The sequence below is a fragment of the Enterobacter cloacae complex sp. P13B genome (assembly GCF_014895915.1).
Taxonomy (GTDB): domain Bacteria; phylum Pseudomonadota; class Gammaproteobacteria; order Enterobacterales; family Enterobacteriaceae; genus Enterobacter; species Enterobacter bugandensis.
Genome location: NZ_JADBQN010000012.1, coordinates 1 through 17,319, shown reverse-complemented (window position 1 = coordinate 17,319; position 17,319 = coordinate 1). Strand labels below are relative to the sequence as shown.

Annotated in this window: 16 protein-coding genes; 6 read left to right on the top strand and 10 right to left on the bottom strand. The window is 54.9% G+C overall.

The window, feature by feature from the left end:
• Positions 1-31: 31 nt before the first annotated feature.
• From mnmE to IM273_RS07190, 5 genes are all read left to right on the top strand, one after another.
• Complete coding sequence (gene mnmE / locus IM273_RS07210) at positions 32-1,396, top strand: tRNA uridine-5-carboxymethylaminomethyl(34) synthesis GTPase MnmE (protein WP_049137086.1); 1,365 nt, start codon at positions 32-34, stop codon at positions 1,394-1,396.
• Positions 1,397-1,507: 111 nt separating this feature from the next.
• Positions 1,508-2,683 (top strand): MFS transporter, encoded by a 1,176-nt coding sequence (locus IM273_RS07205; RefSeq protein ID WP_045260851.1) that lies wholly within the window; start codon positions 1,508-1,510, stop codon positions 2,681-2,683.
• Entirely contained in the window at positions 2,652-3,623 is a 972-nt protein-coding gene (yidZ, locus tag IM273_RS07200) for an HTH-type transcriptional regulator YidZ (RefSeq protein WP_028014928.1), read from the top strand. The genes IM273_RS07205 and yidZ overlap by 32 nt, the downstream gene beginning before the upstream one ends.
• A gap of 122 nt (positions 3,624-3,745) precedes the next feature.
• A complete protein-coding gene (locus IM273_RS07195) occupies positions 3,746-4,492 on the top strand; it encodes a 4'-phosphopantetheinyl transferase superfamily protein (RefSeq protein WP_193050932.1) in 747 nt (248 codons plus the stop codon).
• A 36-nt stretch (positions 4,493-4,528) separates the two neighbouring features.
• Entirely contained in the window at positions 4,529-5,095 is a 567-nt protein-coding gene (locus tag IM273_RS07190) for an NADPH-dependent FMN reductase (RefSeq protein ID WP_003861147.1), read from the top strand.
• Positions 5,096-5,186: 91 nt separating this feature from the next.
• Here the strand turns inward: IM273_RS07190 and adeP are convergent, their stop codons facing one another.
• The gene (gene adeP / locus IM273_RS07185; protein WP_028014926.1) at positions 5,187-6,524 is read right to left on the bottom strand and encodes an adenine permease AdeP; all 1,338 of its coding nucleotides are present in this window, start codon (positions 6,522-6,524) and stop codon (positions 5,187-5,189) included.
• 165 nt (positions 6,525-6,689) lie between these two features.
• Between adeP and yieH the strand changes: the two genes are divergently transcribed.
• Entirely contained in the window at positions 6,690-7,355 is a 666-nt protein-coding gene (gene yieH, locus IM273_RS07180; RefSeq protein WP_045630884.1) for a 6-phosphogluconate phosphatase, read from the top strand.
• Positions 7,356-7,399: 44 nt separating this feature from the next.
• Here yieH and phoU read toward each other — a convergent pair whose 3' ends face one another.
• The 9 genes from phoU to IM273_RS07135 all read right to left on the bottom strand — a co-directional run bounded on the left by phoU (position 7,400) and on the right by IM273_RS07135 (position 17,151).
• Complete coding sequence (gene phoU / locus IM273_RS07175) at positions 7,400-8,125, bottom strand: phosphate signaling complex protein PhoU (RefSeq protein WP_003861153.1); 726 nt, start codon at positions 8,123-8,125, stop codon at positions 7,400-7,402.
• 26 nt (positions 8,126-8,151) lie between these two features.
• A complete protein-coding gene (gene pstB / locus IM273_RS07170) occupies positions 8,152-8,925 on the bottom strand; it encodes a phosphate ABC transporter ATP-binding protein PstB (protein ID WP_010426574.1) in 774 nt (257 codons plus the stop codon).
• A 47-nt stretch (positions 8,926-8,972) separates the two neighbouring features.
• Entirely contained in the window at positions 8,973-9,863 is an 891-nt protein-coding gene (pstA, locus tag IM273_RS07165; RefSeq protein ID WP_014881893.1) for a phosphate ABC transporter permease PstA, read from the bottom strand.
• Positions 9,863-10,822 carry a phosphate ABC transporter permease PstC gene (pstC, locus tag IM273_RS07160; RefSeq protein WP_193050934.1) on the bottom strand — a complete coding sequence of 320 codons (960 nt, stop codon included), beginning with the start codon at positions 10,820-10,822 and terminating at the stop codon, positions 9,863-9,865. Before pstC ends, pstA begins: the two co-directional genes overlap by 1 nt.
• An 81-nt stretch (positions 10,823-10,903) precedes the next feature.
• Positions 10,904-11,944, bottom strand: a complete 1,041-nt coding sequence (gene pstS / locus IM273_RS07155) for a phosphate ABC transporter substrate-binding protein PstS (protein ID WP_028014923.1) — start codon at positions 11,942-11,944, stop codon at positions 10,904-10,906.
• A 245-nt stretch (positions 11,945-12,189) separates the two neighbouring features.
• Positions 12,190-13,263, bottom strand: coding sequence for a fimbrial protein StgD (gene stgD, locus IM273_RS07150; RefSeq protein WP_193050936.1), 1,074 nt, complete (start codon positions 13,261-13,263; stop codon positions 12,190-12,192).
• 9 nt (positions 13,264-13,272) lie between these two features.
• Complete coding sequence (locus IM273_RS07145) at positions 13,273-15,795, bottom strand: fimbria/pilus outer membrane usher protein (RefSeq protein ID WP_193050938.1); 2,523 nt, start codon at positions 15,793-15,795, stop codon at positions 13,273-13,275.
• Positions 15,796-15,812: 17 nt separating this feature from the next.
• The gene (locus IM273_RS07140; protein ID WP_047366741.1) at positions 15,813-16,499 is read right to left on the bottom strand and encodes a fimbrial chaperone; all 687 of its coding nucleotides are present in this window, start codon (positions 16,497-16,499) and stop codon (positions 15,813-15,815) included.
• A 70-nt stretch (positions 16,500-16,569) separates the two neighbouring features.
• Positions 16,570-17,151: a chaperone-usher fimbrial major subunit gene (locus IM273_RS07135; RefSeq protein ID WP_047366742.1), complete on the bottom strand. Its 582-nt coding sequence runs from the start codon at positions 17,149-17,151 to the stop codon at positions 16,570-16,572.
• Between the last annotated feature and the right edge of the window lie 168 nt (positions 17,152-17,319).

Genomic DNA, 17,319 nt, shown 5'->3' with positions numbered 1-17,319 from the left:
CCTTTTTTATTTGTATTGAACGAGAGCAACCATGAGCCATAACGACACTATCGTCGCCCAGGCAACCCCACCGGGACGCGGTGGTGTAGGCATTCTGCGCATCTCCGGCCTGAAGGCGCGCGAGGTGGCAGAAGCGGTGCTGGGTAAACTGCCAAAGCCACGCTACGCTGATTACCTGCCGTTTAAAGATGCCGACGGCACGCCGCTGGACCAGGGCATTGCGCTGTGGTTCCCCGGCCCGAACTCCTTTACCGGCGAAGACGTGCTGGAGCTGCAGGGCCACGGCGGCCCGGTTATCCTCGACTTGCTGTTAAAACGTATTCTGACCCTGCCAGGCCTGCGCATTGCGAAGCCGGGCGAATTCTCCGAGCGTGCCTTCCTGAACGACAAGCTCGACCTGGCACAGGCCGAGGCGATTGCAGACCTGATCGACGCCAGCTCTGAACAGGCGGCCCGCTCCGCCCTTAACTCGCTGCAGGGGGCATTCTCCGCGCGTGTGAATCACCTTGTGGAAGCACTTACTCACCTGCGAATCTATGTCGAAGCGGCTATCGACTTCCCGGACGAGGAAATCGACTTCCTCTCTGACGGTAAAATCGAAGCACAGCTGAACCAGGTGATGAGCGATCTGGATGCCGTCCGCGCCGAAGCGCGTCAGGGCAGCCTGCTGCGTGAAGGGATGAAGGTCGTCATTGCTGGTCGCCCTAACGCCGGGAAATCGAGCCTGCTGAACGCCCTGGCGGGCCGTGAAGCGGCGATCGTGACCGACATAGCCGGCACCACCCGCGACGTGCTGCGCGAGCATATCCACATCGACGGGATGCCGCTGCACATTATCGACACCGCGGGCCTGCGCGATGCGAGCGATGAAGTCGAGCGTATCGGCATCGAACGCGCCTGGCAGGAAATCGAGCAGGCCGACCGCGTGCTGTTTATGGTGGACGGCACAACGACCGACGCCGTCGATCCGGCGGAGATCTGGCCGGACTTTATCGCCCGTCTGCCGGCCAAGCTGCCTATCACCGTGGTGCGTAACAAAGCGGACGTTACCGGCGAAACGCTGGGCATCAGCGATGTGAATGGTCACTCACTTATTCGCCTGTCGGCGCGGACCGGTGAAGGCGTGGACGACCTGCGTAACCATCTCAAGCAGAGCATGGGCTTTGACACCAGCATGGAAGGCGGCTTCCTGGCGCGTCGTCGTCACCTGCAGGCGCTGGAAGAGGCGGCACGCCATCTTGACCAGGGCAAAGCGCAGCTGATTGGTGCGTGGGCGGGTGAACTGCTGGCGGAAGAGCTGCGTCTGGCGCAGCAGAATCTGAGCGAGATCACCGGGGAGTTTACGTCGGACGATCTGCTGGGACGGATCTTCTCAAGCTTCTGTATTGGTAAGTAATTCCCGCTAGTCCATGGTGATTTCCTCCTGGGAAATCACCATTGTCCAAATGGCAACTCGCCTAATCCCATTTCACCCCCTATCCTGCATGCCTGCATCTATGGGGGGTTTATGGCGCGTTTTCTGTTTTGTAGTTTCGCATTAGTTCTGCTTTATCCGTCGGGTATTGATATGTATCTGGTGGGATTACCGCACATCGCCCGCGATCTGGGTGCCAGCGAAGCGCAGCTGCATATCGCGTTTTCGGCCTACCTCGCAGGAATGGCGTCGTCGATGGTCTTTGCCGGGAAGATCGCGGATAAGGCTGGCCGTCAGCCCGTCGCAATAACCGGAGCCATCATCTTTGCCCTGGCCTCTCTTCTCTGCTCACAGGCACAGAACAGCACCTTGTTCCTGGCTGGACGGTTCATCCAGGGCATTGGAGCCGGCGGCTGTTACGTGGTGGCGTTTGCCATTTTGCGCGACACCTTAAGCGCCCAGCGACGCGCTAAAGTGCTCTCCATGCTGAACGGGATAACCTGCATCATTCCGGTCCTGGCACCGGTTGTAGGCTATCTGATCATGCTGAAATTCCCGTGGCAGAGCCTGTTCTGGACCATGGCTGCCATGGGCGCCCTGGTCTTTGTGCTGTCGATCGCCGTACTGAAAGAGACCCATCCGGGCTCGCAGAATCCCAGCCATACCGCGACCATTCATCCGGCAGAGAAACTTCTCAATCGCTTTTTCCTCAGCCGTCTGGCCGTAACCACGTTAAGCGTGGCGGTGATCCTGACGTATGTAAACGTTTCCCCGGTGTTGCTGATGGAGACCATGGGTTTCGATCGCGGTGAGTATTCAACGGTGATGGCATTAACCGCCATGGTCAGTATGGCCGTCTCATTTTCTACCCCCTTCGCGCTGAATATCTTCCGCCAGCGCACGCTGATGCTGACCTCGCAGGTACTGTTTCTCGCCGCAGGTGTGGTTCTGGCAACCACCAGCTCTCATGCGCTGATGCTGGTGGGCATTACGCTCATCTGTGCCGGGTTCTCGGTTGGCTTTGGCGTGGCGATGAGTCAGGCGCTCGGCCCGTTCTCGCTGCGGGCAGGCGTGGCAAGCTCGGTGCTGGGGATTGCGCAGGTCTGCGGTTCGTCTCTGTGGATATGGCTGGCGGCAGTCATCGGACTTAACGCGCTCAATATGCTGATCGGGATTCTGATTGGCTGTAGCATAGTCTGCATCACCTTACTTATGGTCATCCAGCCCGCGGCACAGTATGAAGAAGCCCATCAGCAGTCTCGATCTTAACCTGTTGCTTTGCCTGCAGCTTTTGCTGCAGGAGCGCAGCGTCACCAAAGCCGCGAAGCGGATGAACGTGACGCCGTCGGCAGTGAGTAAATCGCTGGCCAGGCTGCGCGACTGGTTTGACGACCCGCTGTTTGTCAAAACGCCGTTAGGGCTGCTGCCTACGCCGCTGACGGTCAGCCTGGAGCAGGATTTGGCCGACTGGATGCAGATCGGCAACCAGATCCTCGATAAATCTCACCATGATTCGCCTGGCGGGCTGACGTTTGTGCTGGCCGCCGAAACGCCGCTGATGCTCATCCGCTTTAACGCCCTGCTTGAGCAGGTGAACCAGCGTTATCCGCAGGCGACGGTGAAGATGCGTCACTGGGATTACGACTCGCTGGACGCCATTACGCGCGGGGAAGTGGACGTTGGCTTCACCGGTCGCGAAACCCACCCGCGCTCGCGTGAACTGCTGAAGCTGATGCCGTGGTTTATCGACTACGAAATCCTGTTTAGCGACCGTCCATACGTCTACTTGCGTGAGGACCACCCCGCTCTGCAGGAGGAGTGGAATCTGGAGACCTTCCTGCGCTATCCCCATATCAGTATCTTCTGGGAACGGAGCGACACGTGGGCGCTGGATGAGGTGCTAAAAGAGATGGGGCGGGAGAGAAACATTGCCATGTGTTTGCCGGGCTTTGAGCAGTCGATGTTTATGGCGGCGCAGCCCGGCCATAACTATATCGCCACGGCTCCCCACTACTGCCGCCACTACAATGAACTCCACCAGCGGAAGCTGATCGCGCTTCCTATTCCCATTGACGAAGCGCAGGCTGAAAAGCTGACCGTTCCCTTCACGCTGATCTGGCATAAACGGAACAGCCATAATCCGAAAATCCTCTGGCTGCGGGAGACCATCAAGGCGTTGTACGGTGGCAGCGATCCAATTTTTGCCTAAGAAAATGTAAAGTTCGGCCTTCAGGCTTCTCTTACTCCGATTTACTGATTAAAACAGGAGTCAAGTTAAGCGATAATCATGTAACCGTTTAACCGATTACGACCATTATCAAGGAGCGAAAAATGGCAACGCACTTTGCAAGAGGGATACTTACAGAAGGACGTCTCGTATCGGCCAGACTCTCTTCAGCCTGTCACAGTGAGGCGCTCAAACTCCCCGAACACCGCAGGACGCGGTTTTTAGCCTCGAGAGCACTTCTCGCAGAACTGCTGTTTATGCTGTACGGCGCCAGCGAACTCCCGGAGATCATCACGCAACCAGAAGGCCGCCCGGTCTTTGCTGACCCGGAACTCCCCCGTTTTTCCATTGCCTATACGGGCAATATCATTGGCGTGGCGCTGACCACCGAAGGGGATTGCGGGCTGGATATGGAGCTTCAGCGTGCGACGCGGAGCTTCCACGGCGCAAGCCCGCACGATGACTACCCGCTCTCCAGTAATGAGAAGCTGTGGGTACGCAACCAGAACGACTCCGTCGAGGCCAGAGCCCAGCTCATCACCCTGCGCCAGAGTATTCGCAAGCTCTGCGGATGCGCTTCAGACGACGCCAGTCTGTTGCAATTGTTGCCCGGCTCCGGACGCCTGCGTGCCGCTAAAGCCACGCTTGTAGAGGCGCTCAGCGATGCAGAAGATGTGTTGATATGGTCTGTTGCAGTTAGCCCAGCCATCGAACGGCTAAAGATTTGGGAATTTGACAGTAAAGAGGGATGGAGTAGCCTTCCGGATGTGCCCGAGCGCGCCAACGAGCCCGCCGCACGCCTGATGCGTTTAACCAGTTTACCGGCAGAAAAAGCATTTACCCATAGCTGATCCAATCAGGGTCATCATGATGAAACAGGAGTAATCATGTCTGATACGTTGAAAGTAGTTACGTTACTGGGAAGCCTGCGCAAAGGTTCATTTAACGGAATGGTTGCCCGCACGCTGCCGCAGTTGGCCCCGGCAGGTATGGAAATTAGCGCCCTGCCATCTATTGGCGATATCCCGCTGTATGATGCAGATGTCCAGCAGGAAGAGGGGTTCCCGCAGAGCGTGGAGGCGATAGCCGAGCAGATCCGCCAGGCCGACGGTGTGGTCATTGTCACGCCGGAGTATAACTACTCGGTTCCGGGTGGCCTGAAGAACGCCATTGACTGGTTATCCCGTTTACCGGAGCAGCCGCTGTCTGGCAAACCGGTGCTGATCCAGACCAGCTCAATGGGCGCGATTGGTGGCGCACGCTGCCAGTATCACCTGCGTCAGATTCTGGTGTTCCTGGATGCGATGGTGATGAACAAGCCGGAATTTATGGGCGGTGTGATTCAAAACAAGGTCGACCCGCAGACGGGTGAAGTGGTGGATCAGAGCACGCGTGACCATCTCTCTGGCCAGCTGACCGCGTTCGGGGATTATATTAAGCGGGTTAAAGCCTGATAAAAAAGCCCGGTGGCGCCAGCGCTTACCGGGCCTACACTCGTCTGTAGGTCAGGTAAGCGAAGCGCCACCTGACACCACAAACCGCACCTTAGTGCGCGTCAATAAACACAATCTTCAACACAAACAGCAGCGCAACGATAATCACGCACGGGCTGAGTTCGCGGAAGCGGCCGGTACCGATCTTCATTACGCAGTAAGAGATAAAGCCCAGCGCGATACCTTCGGTGATCGAGAAGCTGAACGGCATCATCACGGCGGTAATAAAGGCTGGCACCGCTTCGGTTAAATCTTCCCACTTCACGCGCGCCAGGCTCGACGTCATCAGCACGCCCACGTAAATCAGTGCGCCGGCAGCCGCATACGGTGGAACCATACCCGCCAGCGGAGAGAGGAAGATCACCAGCAGGAACAGGATACCCACCACCACCGCCGTCAGGCCGGTACGGCCACCCACGGACACGCCGGAAGAGGATTCAATGTAAGCGGTAACAGATGAGGTGCCAATGAAAGAACCCGCCACGGAAGAGATGCTGTCCACATACAGCGCCTGCTTCATGCGCGGGAATTTGCCTTTCTCGTCAGCCAGACCCGCTTTGTCCGTCACGCCAATCAGCGTACCGGAGGAGTCAAACAGGTTGACCAGCATGAAGGAGAAGATCACGCCCGCCAGGCCCAGGTTCAGGGAACCCGCCAGGTCAACGTGACCAATCACGGTTGAGACGCTCGGCGGCGCAGAGACAATACCGCTGTAATGCACGTCACCCAGCATCCAGCCCAGCAGCGTGGTCACGATGATAGAGACCAGCACCGCAGCGTGGATGTTGCGCGACGCCAGGATCGCGATGATGAAGAAGCCCAGCACGCCCAGCAGCACGCTGTGCGAGGTCAGGTTACCGATGCTCACCAGCGTTTCCGGGTTCGCCACGATCACACCGGCGTTTTTCAGCCCCATCATGCCGATGAACAGACCGATACCGCTGGTGATACCCACGCGCAGGCTCACCGGGATATTGGCAATCATCCAGTAGCGGACGCGGAAGATGGTCAGCAGCAGCAGGCCGACCGCACCCCAGAAGATAGCGCCCATACCAACCTGCCACGGCAGGCCCATCGCCTGAACCACCACGAACGCGAAGAACGCATTCAGGCCCATAGCGGGTGCCAGCGCCACAGGCAGGTTAGCGAAAACGCCCATCAGGATGCTGCCAAGGGCCGCGATCAGACAGGTGGTAACAAAGACGGCGCTGGTGTCCATGCCAGCGACGCCCAGAATTTGCGGGTTCACAAAAACGATATAGACCATCGTCAGGAAGGTGGTGAAACCGGCGATCACTTCGGTGCGTGCCGTTGTGCCGTGCTCGCGCAGTTTGAATACGCGCTCAAGCAGACCCTGACCAGATGTCTGGGTTGTGTGTTGTTGACTCATCATCAATTTCCGAACAAGGAGGGAAAATTCGTCGCTATCCTATACCAAAATGCGACAATAGTGGCGGTTACGGGATACTTTTTTCATTGATTATGCTTATACGGCAACGATTGCGTCTCGTAAATCTGTCGTACGTAAACGTTAAACTTGTTAAAAGGGAAGGGCATGTCCGGAATTGAAGCGGTATTTTTCGACTGTGACGGTACGCTGGTCGACAGTGAGGTCATTTGTTCCCGCGCGTATGTCGCCATGTTCCAGGAATTTGGCATTACGCTCGATCTCGAAGAGGTGTTCAAACGCTTTAAGGGCGTGAAGCTGTACGAGATCATCGACATCATTAACGAAGAGCACGGGGTGGATCTGGCGAAAGCGGAGCTGGAACCAGTGTACCGCGCCGAGGTCGCACGCCTCTTCGACTCAGAACTGGAAGTTATTGCCGGGGCTAACGCGCTGCTGGATGCGATGACGGTGCCAATCTGCGTAGTTTCCAACGGTCCAGTCAGCAAAATGCAGCATTCACTGGGCAAGCTTGAAATGCTGCACCACTTTCCGGAAAAACTGTTCAGCGGCTACGATATCCAGCGCTGGAAGCCCGATCCGGCGCTGATGTTCCACGCGGCGAAAGCGATGAACGTCAACGTGGAGAACTGCATTCTGGTGGATGACTCGCCTGCGGGCGCCCAGTCGGGGATTGATGCGGGGATGGAGGTGTTTTACTTCTGTGCCGATCCGCACAACAAGCCGATCGATCATCCAAAAGTGACGACCTTTACCGATCTGGCGCAATTGCCAGAGTTGTGGAAGGCGCGCGGGTGGGATATTACGCGTTAAGCTAACGTAGGGCGGGTAAGCGCCAGCGCCACCCGCCACAAACATCACTCTTTCGGATCTTTACCCGCCAGCAGCTTGTCCAGCTCGTCGCCGCCCACGTGACGGAAGTCCTGACCCTTCACGAAGTAGAAAATATATTCGCAAATGTTCTGGCAGCGGTCGCCGATACGCTCGATAGAGCGCGCGCAGAACAGGGCCGTCAGCACGCTTGGGATCGTACGGGAATCTTCCATCATGTAGGTCATCAGCTGACGCACAATGCCTTCATACTCCTGGTCAACTTTCTTGTCTTCACGGTAGATACGGACCGCTTCGTCCAGATCCATGCGCGCAAAGGCATCCAGCACGTCGTGCAGCATCTGCACGGTGTGGCGGCCCAGCGACTCCAGGCTCACCAGCAGCGGCTGATGCTGCTGGGAAAACTTCTCCAGCGCGGTGCGGCAGATTTTATCCGCCACGTCACCAATACGTTCCAGCTCGGCGATGGTTTTAATGATCGCCATTACCAGACGCAGGTCGCTCGCGGTCGGCTGACGCTTGGCGATAATACGCACGCAGGCTTCGTCGATCGCCACTTCCATCATGTTGACGTTATGGTCGCCTTCGATGACGCGCTTCGCCAGCTCGCTGTCCTGGTTATGCATTGCCGTAATCGCATCAGAAAGCTGCTGCTCAACCATGCCACCCATGGTCATCACCTGCGTGCGAATACTTTCCAGCTCTGCGTTGAACTGGCCTGAAATGTGTTTATTAAGATTGAGGTTGTCCATGGTTTCTCCACATGCACTAAGGCAAATCAACCGTAGCGGCCAGTAATATAATCTTCGGTTTGTTTCTTCGCGGGCCGGGTGAACAGCGCGTCCGTATCGCTGAACTCAATCAACTCGCCCAGGTACATAAACGCCGTGTGATCTGAGCAACGCGCAGCCTGCTGCATGTTGTGGGTCACGATAACCACGGTGTAATCCTGCTTCAGCTCGGTGATCAGCTCTTCAATACGGCCGGTTGAGATCGGGTCCAGCGCTGAACATGGTTCATCCAGCAGCAACACTTCCGGGCGAATGGCGATACCGCGCGCAATGCACAGACGCTGCTGTTGACCACCGGAGAGAGAGTACCCGCTCTGATGAAGTTTATCTTTGGTTTCGTTCCATAATGCGGCCTTGGTCAATGCCCACTGCACGCGCTCGTCCATGTCCGCACGGGAGAGCTTCTCAAACAGGCGAACGCCAAACGCGATGTTGTCATAGATGGACATCGGGAACGGCGTCGGTTTCTGGAACACCATGCCCACTTTGGCACGCAGCAGGGCGATATCCTGGGCCTGGGTCAGAATGTTTTCGCCATCCAGGATAATTTCACCTTCAGCGCGCTGCTCCGGATAGAGCGAATACATTTTGTTAAAGGTACGCAGCAGCGTGGACTTGCCACAGCCAGACGGACCGATGAATGCCGTGACCTGGTTCTTCGCGATATCCAGGTTGATGTTCTTCAGGGCATGGAATTTGCCGTAGTAGAAGTTCAAATCACGAACCTGAATCTTACCCGGGGCAGTATCAACCATACTCATTGACTCATTTCCTCATTCGACGCCGCGAGCTGCCGCGCCGTAAAAAATTAACCGTGTTTCTTCTTCGCGAAAATGACGCGCGCCAGAATGTTCAGCAACAGTACGCAAAGGGTGATGATCAGCACCCCGGCCCAGGCCAGCTGCTGCCATTCCGCGAATGGGCTCATCGCAAATTTAAAGATCGTCACCGGCAGGTTGGCGATCGGCTGCATCATGTCCGTGCTCCAGAACTGGTTGGAGAGGGCAGTAAACAGCAGCGGTGCCGTTTCACCGGCAATACGGGCGATAGCCAGCAGGATACCGGTCATGATCCCGGAGACCGACGCTTTGAGGGTGATCGCAGAAATCATTTTCCATTTCGGCGTACCCAGCGCGTAAGCGGCTTCACGCAGGCTATCCGGCACCAGTTTCAGCATGTTTTCGGTGGTACGAATGACGATAGGCACCTGCAGCAGCGCCAGCGCAATTACGCCCGCCCAGCCGGAGAAGTGTTCCATTTGCGCGACTACGATGGTGTAAACAAACAGGCCCACGACAATCGACGGAGCGGAAAGCAGGATGTCGTTAATGAAGCGAATCACTTCTGCCAGCCAGGATTTACGCCCGTACTCGGCCAGGTAGATGCCGGCCATGATGCCCAGCGGCGTACCGAAAACGGTCGCCCACAGGATCAGCAGGCCGCTGCCCGCCAGGGCGTTCGCCAGACCACCACCCGCCGTATTTGGCGGCGGCGTCATCTCGGTGAACAGCGCCAGTGACATTCCATCAATACCACGGGTGATGGTGGACATCAGGATCCAGATCAGCCAGAACAGGCCGAATGCCATCGTTGCCATGGAAAGCGTCAGCGCAATGCGGTTTTTAAAACGACGCTTCGCCTGCATTTTGCGGCGGGATTCGGCAAGCTGAGCGGTGCTTTGCATTTCGAGAGTTGCCATCAGCGTGCCCCCTCATTTTTCGCGAGACGCAGGATCATCAGCTTGGAAATCGCCAGAACAATGAAGGTGATAACGAACAGAATCAGACCCAGTTCCATCAGCGCTGCGACGTGAAGCCCGGATTCCGCTTCGGCAAATTCGTTTGCCAGCGCGGAGGTAATACTGTTACCCGGCATATAGAGTGAAACGCTGTCGAGCTGGTAGGTGTTACCGATGATAAAGGTGACCGCCATAGTTTCACCCAGCGCGCGACCTAAGCCCAGCATTACGCCGCCGATCACCCCATTTTTGGTGAACGGTAGGACAATGCGCCAGATAACTTCCCAGGTGGTACAGCCGATGCCGTAGGCCGACTCTTTCATCATCACCGGGGTTTGTTCGAAGACATCGCGCATTACCGCCGCAATGTACGGAATAATCATGATGGCGAGGATCACACCTGCCGCCAGAATACCGATACCGAATGCCGGGCCAGAGAACAGGGCTCCCACAAACGGAACGGCGGAGAGAACATTACCTACCGGCTCCTGGAAGTACGTGGCAAACAGCGGCGCAAAGATAAACAGGCCCCACATGCCGTATACGATACTTGGGATGGCCGCCAGCAGTTCGATGGCAATACCCAGCGGGCGACGCAGCCAGCCCGGCGCCAGTTCCGTCAGGAACAGCGCAATACCGAAGCTTACCGGAACCGCAATCAGCAGGGCGATGAACGAGGTCACCAGCGTACCGTAAATCGGCACCAGCGCACCGTAGATATCGTTCGGCGCGTCCCACTCTTTGGTCCACAGGAAGGAGAAACCGAATTTCTGAATGCTCGGCCAGGAGGAGAAAATCAGAGACACGATAATGCCGCCCAGCAGCAATAGCACAATCAGCGCAGCCAGTTTGACCAGCGCGCCGAAAATCATGTCACCTTTTTTACCCGGAGGGTTAAATGCAGGCTTGGTTGCAGCCATAAATCACTCTTCTGTTAAACGCGTTTACGAAATCGGCGGGTAAGCGCAAGCGCCACCCGCCATTTTCGTCAGAATGCTAAATTAATACAATGCTTTACCGCTGCTGTCTTTCACGTTGGTTTTCCATGCAGCACGAATCTGCTCAACCACGCTGTCTGGCAGGCTGGCGTAATCCAGGTCGTTAGCCTGTTTGCCGCCGTTTTTGTACGCCCAGTCAAAGAACTTCAGCACTTCAGTACCTTGCTCTGGTTTCTTCTGATCTTTGTGAATCAGAATGAACGTTGTAGAAGTGATTGGCCACGCGTTGTCGCCTTTCTGGTTAGTCAGATCCTGTGCGAAGGATTTGCTCCAGTCAGCGCCTTTCGCTGCGTTAGCGAAGTTCTCTTCAGTTGGGCTAACCGGTTTGCCGTCAGCAGAAACCAGTTTGGTGTAAGCCAGGTTGTTCTGCTTCGCGTAAGCGTATTCTACGTAACCGATAGAGCCAGGCAGACGCTGTACGAAGGCAGCGATGCCGTCGTTACCTTTACCGCCCAGACCGGTTGGCCAGTTAACGGTAGAGCCGGAGCCGACTTTCGATTTCCACTCTTCGTTCACTTTTGCCAGGTAGCTGGTGAACACGAAGGAGGTACCAGAGCCGTCAGCACGGCGAACCACAGCGATGTTCTGCGAAGGCAGCTTAACGCCAGGGTTCAGCTTAGTGATGGCTTCGTCATCCCATTTTTTGATTTTGCCCAGGTAGATGTCGCCCAGGGTTTTGCCGTCCAGCACCAGCTCGCCTGATTTCAGGCCAGGGATGTTAACGGCCAGCACAACGCCGCCGATCACGGTCGGGAACTGGAACAGGCCTTCCTGATTCAGTTTTTCATCAGACAGCGGTGCGTCGGATGCGCCGAAATCAACGGTATTCGCGGTAATTTGTTTTACGCCACCGGAGGAGCCGATACCCTGATAGTTAACCTTGTTACCGGTTTCTTTCTGGTAGGTATCCGCCCATTTGGCATACACCGGCGCAGGGAAGGTTGCACCAGCGCCAGTCAGGCTTGCTGCTGCAAAAGCAGAGAAAGCGCTCAGAGATAAGGTCGCGGCGACAACAGTTGCGACAGTGGTACGCATAACTTTCATAATGTCTCCTGCAAGGATTTCGTAAATCATTGTTTAAGTGGCTACGATGAGAAAAATAGGACAAACAGGTGACAGATAAATGTACGAAATATGACAGTTTTATGACAATCAACGTGTTTGAGTTAAGGTAATGATTTTAATACAAATAAAATCATATCTCTGTCATGATAATGTCACACTGAGATGCGTTAAGCCTGGTTCAAAGATGTGAATATGACAACGGCTGTCATAAACAGCCGTTGTTATTAATTTTGAATTTCGAAGGTCACGGTTGCCCAGGCTTCAAAGGCGCTGGGCTTCGGAATACTCCCCGTCGCGCTGGCCGGGGCAGCAGAGAAGGTGAGCGAGTTAACTTCGGCGCCCCCCTGGTTGGCTCCCATATCCATCTCCATGCTCCCCCCATTGACGTTGACGACGCGGTCCCATTTATCATAAATAACGATCCCTACGTCATCATTGCCGTTCACTTTCATCATCGTGGCGTCAGCGTCAACGGGATCGGCATGGAAAGCGGATCGGACGATGTTCTCATCCAGCATGCCGGTACATTTCACCTGAATCATCTTGCGGATTTTGCGGCTACCGACCGCCTCGCCTTTGGTGGCGGAAAACGCGCTGGCGGGAATTTTTCCAAAATCAATTTCCAGCGACTGACCCGGCGCAATCTCGCAGTTTTGCGGTACCACGATGTCTCCGGCAATTTTTATTTCGGCGAGCTTCTCGGTGCTTGCCACAGAGGACGCTTCATCAATACCGCCGTAGAGCGTGGCAATCGTCGTACCCGAAACGGTAACTTTTCCAATAAAGGGCTTGTCGATTAAAAACGATAATTTTACCTGAGAGCCGGTATCAAGCGTTGCCTCTGAGCCTTCTTCACCGGAGGCATAGCAGTAAATACCAGATGTCACCCGGTTGGGCTCGGCCTCAAAGGGAACGGGGAGATAGTCACGTCCCAGCACGTGAATGGAGGACGCAATAATGAGGTGATCGTTCAACCTGTAGTAGGTATATCCGTTTTTAACGGTATTAACGCTTAAGGGCGAACGTGCGGTGAAGTAGACGCTACGATACGTTGTGGTGAAATGGCTCAGGCAGTTACATCCCAGTTTATACTGGGAAGGCGATTGCAGGGTCGTTAGATCGCGCACCTCGGTTCCCGCCTGGTTTTTATCTGCCGGTATTTCTGCCCCGTTAAGATTCAGATTGAAAATATAGGTGCCGCCGATGGCGAAACACACCCCGCCTTCTGTCGTCGCAGCGTGGGAAAAAGGGGTAAAAAGCAGCATGGCAACTGCTATAAAAGTGATACGTCGTTTCATCTCATTTCCCTATTGGCACACGACCGCTGTTTGAACCAGTTCAACACCCGTTGGTTTGGGGAACTGATAATGGACCTTGCAAGGTTTTGTCTTTTCACTCCCCCACTTCAGCGTGAACGTTCCCTCTTCCGGCATGCCCGAAAGATAGAGTTCGCCATTCTCGCCGGTAATGCCCGACACGCTGCCCGTCGCCAGTTCGGCAGACGCCACTGCGCCAAAGGGAACCGGTTTGCCGTTGGCCTGTGTGACCTCAAAGAGCACGCGATAGCCAACGTGGGTGATAAATTCCGCCCGCACTACCGCACCTCGCGTGGGGATGACGTTAAGCACGCTGTTCTCCAGCTCGACGTTCGCTTTTTCAAAATAGCCGCTCTCAATTTCCACACGGTTTTCATCGTAAGCGTTAAGCTGCGTTTGAACGGTGTAGCCTCGCCAGTCGGTTGCCGTACCGGTGCCGTTTTCCATTGCCAGACCGGCTGCACCGGGTGCTTTAATCAGCGCCACGGTTTCGCCCATCTCCTGCGAGAACGTCACTCCATCGCCATGCAGCAGGATCCCGCCGCGCGCGCCGTAGTTGAGCCGCTGGCTGTCCTGGTTGTAGTCATAGCTGCCGTTAACCGAACCATAGGTTCCGTCATATCCCACCCCCGCGCTGCTGCTGTACACACTGTCATCCGCATCCCAGGACTGCTGGAGGTTCCAGGAGAGATTACGGTTATCAAGCGCCGTACCGTTCAGACCAAGCTGGTGCATTCCTTTTCCGCTGTTATTCTGCGTGAGGCCGTAGCTCACATAGCTGTCCGGCAGCAATGCTGACAGCGGCACGGAGAACGACAGCATAAAAACCTGTTCGCTTTCTCGATCGTCGCTATCTGTATACTCCGCGCTCTGCGCCGTGGTGATGGAATCGCTGTAGTTCCAGGAGAGGTTCCAGGAAAGCGACCGCCAGACATTGCTGTAGCCAAGCTGAACCAGGCGTTCAACTTCGTCGGTTTTCCAGTACTGCTGGCGGCTCAGCGTGAGATAAATGTTCCCCATGCCATCGCCGAAATTCTGCGTCCAGGTCCCTTCAAGCCGGCTGCGTCGGTTGCCCGTTACCCAGAAATCGCGCTGACTGTTCTGGCGTGACGCCCATTCATTGAGGGTGTAGTAGCCCTGTGTTGAGTAGCGATACCCCACCAGCCTCAGCGTGGTATCCGTCTCATCAAACCGTTTCGAATAGAGAAAACGCCAGGACTGGCCGGACTCCTCTGAGTCCTCGTCCGTAAACTGCGCGCGTGCCTGGGTGATATCGACGGAAAACGCGCCAACTGCCCCCATATCTTTGCCGACCCCCACCGCTGCCGAGCGATACGCTTCCGCGGCCTGCACGCCACCGTAAACCGTTATCCCGGCAGGAAAGCCGTGCAGAATCTGCGCCTGAAAAACGTTGGGCTGGAATTCGCTTTGATCGCGCAGTTCACCCGCGCTGATATCGACGTCGGTCTGATCTTCACGCTTGAGGATGGCCAGCGAGGCGTAGGGCTGCGTGAAGTGTTGCTCACTGCCGTCTTCTTCTTTGATGGTCACGTCCAGGTCGCCGCCGGAGCTGGTGGTGTTTAGATCCTTTAGCGCAAACGGTCCCTGCGGAACGGCAGATTGGTAAATGATGTAGCCGTTCTGCCGAATAATCACCGTCGCATTGCTTTTCGCTACGCCCCGAACGACCGGCGCAAAGCCCGTCAGACTGGAAGGAAGCATTTCATCATCGGTATACAGGCGCACGCCGCGCACCTGGGTACTGTCGAAGACATCGCTCGCGGTCCAGGTATCACCCAGCATGATCTGGCTGCGTAACGTCGCGAGGTTTCGCTGCACATAGGTGCTGATGGAATGGTAATCCGAATGACCGTCAATGATGTTTAGCGTGCTGTAATTGCGTAAACGCCACGCGCCAATGTTCGCCCCGTTTCGCAGGTTCAGATAGTAGAAATCGCTATTGTCGTCATCATCAGACTGCAACGTGCTGGAGCCGGAAAAGTCATAGTTCATCATCAACGCATTAATACCTTCATCCCAGCGGGCAGGATTGATGGAGCCGCGGGCGGTGGTATCAATGTAAATCTGCGGCAGCGTGACGTTGAGCAGCAGCTTATCGGTATCGAACGTCCATGTGGCGCCAGGGATCAGCGGGATAGGGTCCACACAGGCGTTTTCGTCCAGGCGATCCAGCGAACCGATCGCCGCCACCTTAGCCCCGAGCTCCGCAAGCACCGTCCTGACGTGCTTAAAACAGGGATGCAGCCTATCACCAGCCTTATCTTCAATAAAGGTGACCTCCCGGCTATCGATAAACTCATCGTTAACATGAATATCAACCTTATAAGAGCCCGCAGGTAACGTATTGGCGCGGTTAAACTGGTGGATATCAACATCCACCGGATGGTCAATTTCAAGAAGCGCAGGGTTAAAGATATCTTTTGCCAGCGTCACGCCTGAAAAGCCGAGAGATACCCCCGAGGCCAGCGCAATGAAAAAACGGAAACACCCCATATCAAACATCCCTATGTTTACAGCGTGACGTGAATTTCCTGACTGATTGCCCCAAAATCGTTAACGAAACGCCAGACCAGCGCGTGGCCGTTAATCCCTTCCGGAAGCGGCAAACGCACGGTGTCAAAAGGGGGAATGATGTTTAAGGGAACGTCTTTTTTATCGACGGTGACATTCATAACGTTAATATGTAGCGGGCTCGGATTTTCAATCACGAGCTGCCGGTTTTGAACACGCCATTTAACCTTCGCCGCAGCCCGTTCAGGCGTGATATTCAGGGTCGCCGGACGCCAAAAAAGTTTTATCCGCGTCTTAATCGCAATTTCGAGCGAATTGGGGTTTGAACTGGACGGCGGAATATTTTTGATGTTGAGCCAGAACAGCGATTCCCGATCGTGAGGCAGTTCGCCCTTCACTTTCATGATGCGCAATACTTTCTCCTGCCCGGCCTCCAGCCTTGAAACCGGCGGAATAACGGTAAAAGGAGGTTTATTCGACGCTGTATCGCCTTTAAAAGGATCGACCCACGTCTGTATGAGATAAGGCGTGGTCGCTTCGTTATTTTTTATGCTGATTGTCGCATCGGATTTATCGCTACTATAAACAACGCGGGTTCCGCCAATAATGACGCCAGCCGTCGACAAGGGTGTTAAAAATGAAAAAGAGAGCATGATGAACAGAGTCAACAAACGCCGTAAATACATCAGTTATCCTCACATCCTGTGGAGGAGCCTGCAAAAAGGATAAAACAGGCTCCAGGCGAACAGCTGAAGATTATTTCAGGTATTCAATGGTGAACTGGGAATCCGCGTTCGCTGTACCCGGCGTAACCGTAGCCAGCGTCTGCACAAACTTCGCTTTAAAGCCCATGTCCGCTTTGCCGTCGGTGATAGCAACATAATTTGAATTGTTATACAGCGGGATCGCCGTATCATCGTTCAGGTTGAAGAGCTTGATTGCAACGCCGGTAGCCGTAACGGCTTCACCTTCGCCGGTGTAAATACCGTCAGTATCCGCTTCACCGTTAACAGGCGTGCCAATAGACAAATATCCTTTGCCGATGGTGTCTTTATCTTCTGTTCCGTCAAAACGAACTGCTGCCTGAGTATAGGTTGCAGGGCATTTCTCCAGTTTAATATGGAAATCTTTTACTGACGCCGTTGAGTCAATGCCGGAGAACGTCGTTTTGGCAACGCGGCCGATATTCACCGTCTGATCGGCGGTATCAGGCGTCACTTCACACGTTGAATCAATAACCTCTCCGCGGAAATGAACCGTACCATCCGCAGCAAATGATTGTCCTGCCATTAACGCCGATGCGAGTGCAATCGCCACCGTAATTCCATTATTTTTCATGATAACTCCATTAATTAAATCAATATTGCGTTTATCATAAAGACAACGCCATCCCAAATGCGATGAAATAATATTCTTCGGGGAGAATGATCTTCAAGGGGGGGATTTAAATTAATGGAATAATGACGAACCATAGCTGGAATAATAATAGAGAAAAACAAATATAAT

Coding starts and splice junctions, on each gene's coding strand:
- pstB (WP_010426574.1), bottom strand. CDS start 8,925: ATGAGTATGGTTGATACTGCCCCGGGTAAGATTCAGGTTCGTGATTTG.
- stgD (WP_193050936.1), bottom strand. CDS start 13,263: ATGAAACGACGTATCACTTTTATAGCAGTTGCCATGCTGCTTTTTACC.
- phoU (WP_003861153.1), bottom strand. CDS start 8,125: ATGGACAACCTCAATCTTAATAAACACATTTCAGGCCAGTTCAACGCA.
- mnmE (WP_049137086.1), top strand. CDS start 32: ATGAGCCATAACGACACTATCGTCGCCCAGGCAACCCCACCGGGACGC.
- adeP (WP_028014926.1), bottom strand. CDS start 6,524: ATGAGTCAACAACACACAACCCAGACATCTGGTCAGGGTCTGCTTGAG.
- pstS (WP_028014923.1), bottom strand. CDS start 11,944: ATGAAAGTTATGCGTACCACTGTCGCAACTGTTGTCGCCGCGACCTTA.
- IM273_RS07135 (WP_047366742.1), bottom strand. CDS start 17,151: ATGAAAAATAATGGAATTACGGTGGCGATTGCACTCGCATCGGCGTTA.
- pstA (WP_014881893.1), bottom strand. CDS start 9,863: ATGGCAACTCTCGAAATGCAAAGCACCGCTCAGCTTGCCGAATCCCGC.
- yidZ (WP_028014928.1), top strand. CDS start 2,652: ATGAAGAAGCCCATCAGCAGTCTCGATCTTAACCTGTTGCTTTGCCTG.
- IM273_RS07140 (WP_047366741.1), bottom strand. CDS start 16,499: ATGTATTTACGGCGTTTGTTGACTCTGTTCATCATGCTCTCTTTTTCA.
- IM273_RS07145 (WP_193050938.1), bottom strand. CDS start 15,795: ATGGGGTGTTTCCGTTTTTTCATTGCGCTGGCCTCGGGGGTATCTCTC.
- IM273_RS07205 (WP_045260851.1), top strand. CDS start 1,508: ATGGCGCGTTTTCTGTTTTGTAGTTTCGCATTAGTTCTGCTTTATCCG.
- pstC (WP_193050934.1), bottom strand. CDS start 10,822: ATGGCTGCAACCAAGCCTGCATTTAACCCTCCGGGTAAAAAAGGTGAC.
- IM273_RS07195 (WP_193050932.1), top strand. CDS start 3,746: ATGGCAACGCACTTTGCAAGAGGGATACTTACAGAAGGACGTCTCGTA.
- yieH (WP_045630884.1), top strand. CDS start 6,690: ATGTCCGGAATTGAAGCGGTATTTTTCGACTGTGACGGTACGCTGGTC.
- IM273_RS07190 (WP_003861147.1), top strand. CDS start 4,529: ATGTCTGATACGTTGAAAGTAGTTACGTTACTGGGAAGCCTGCGCAAA.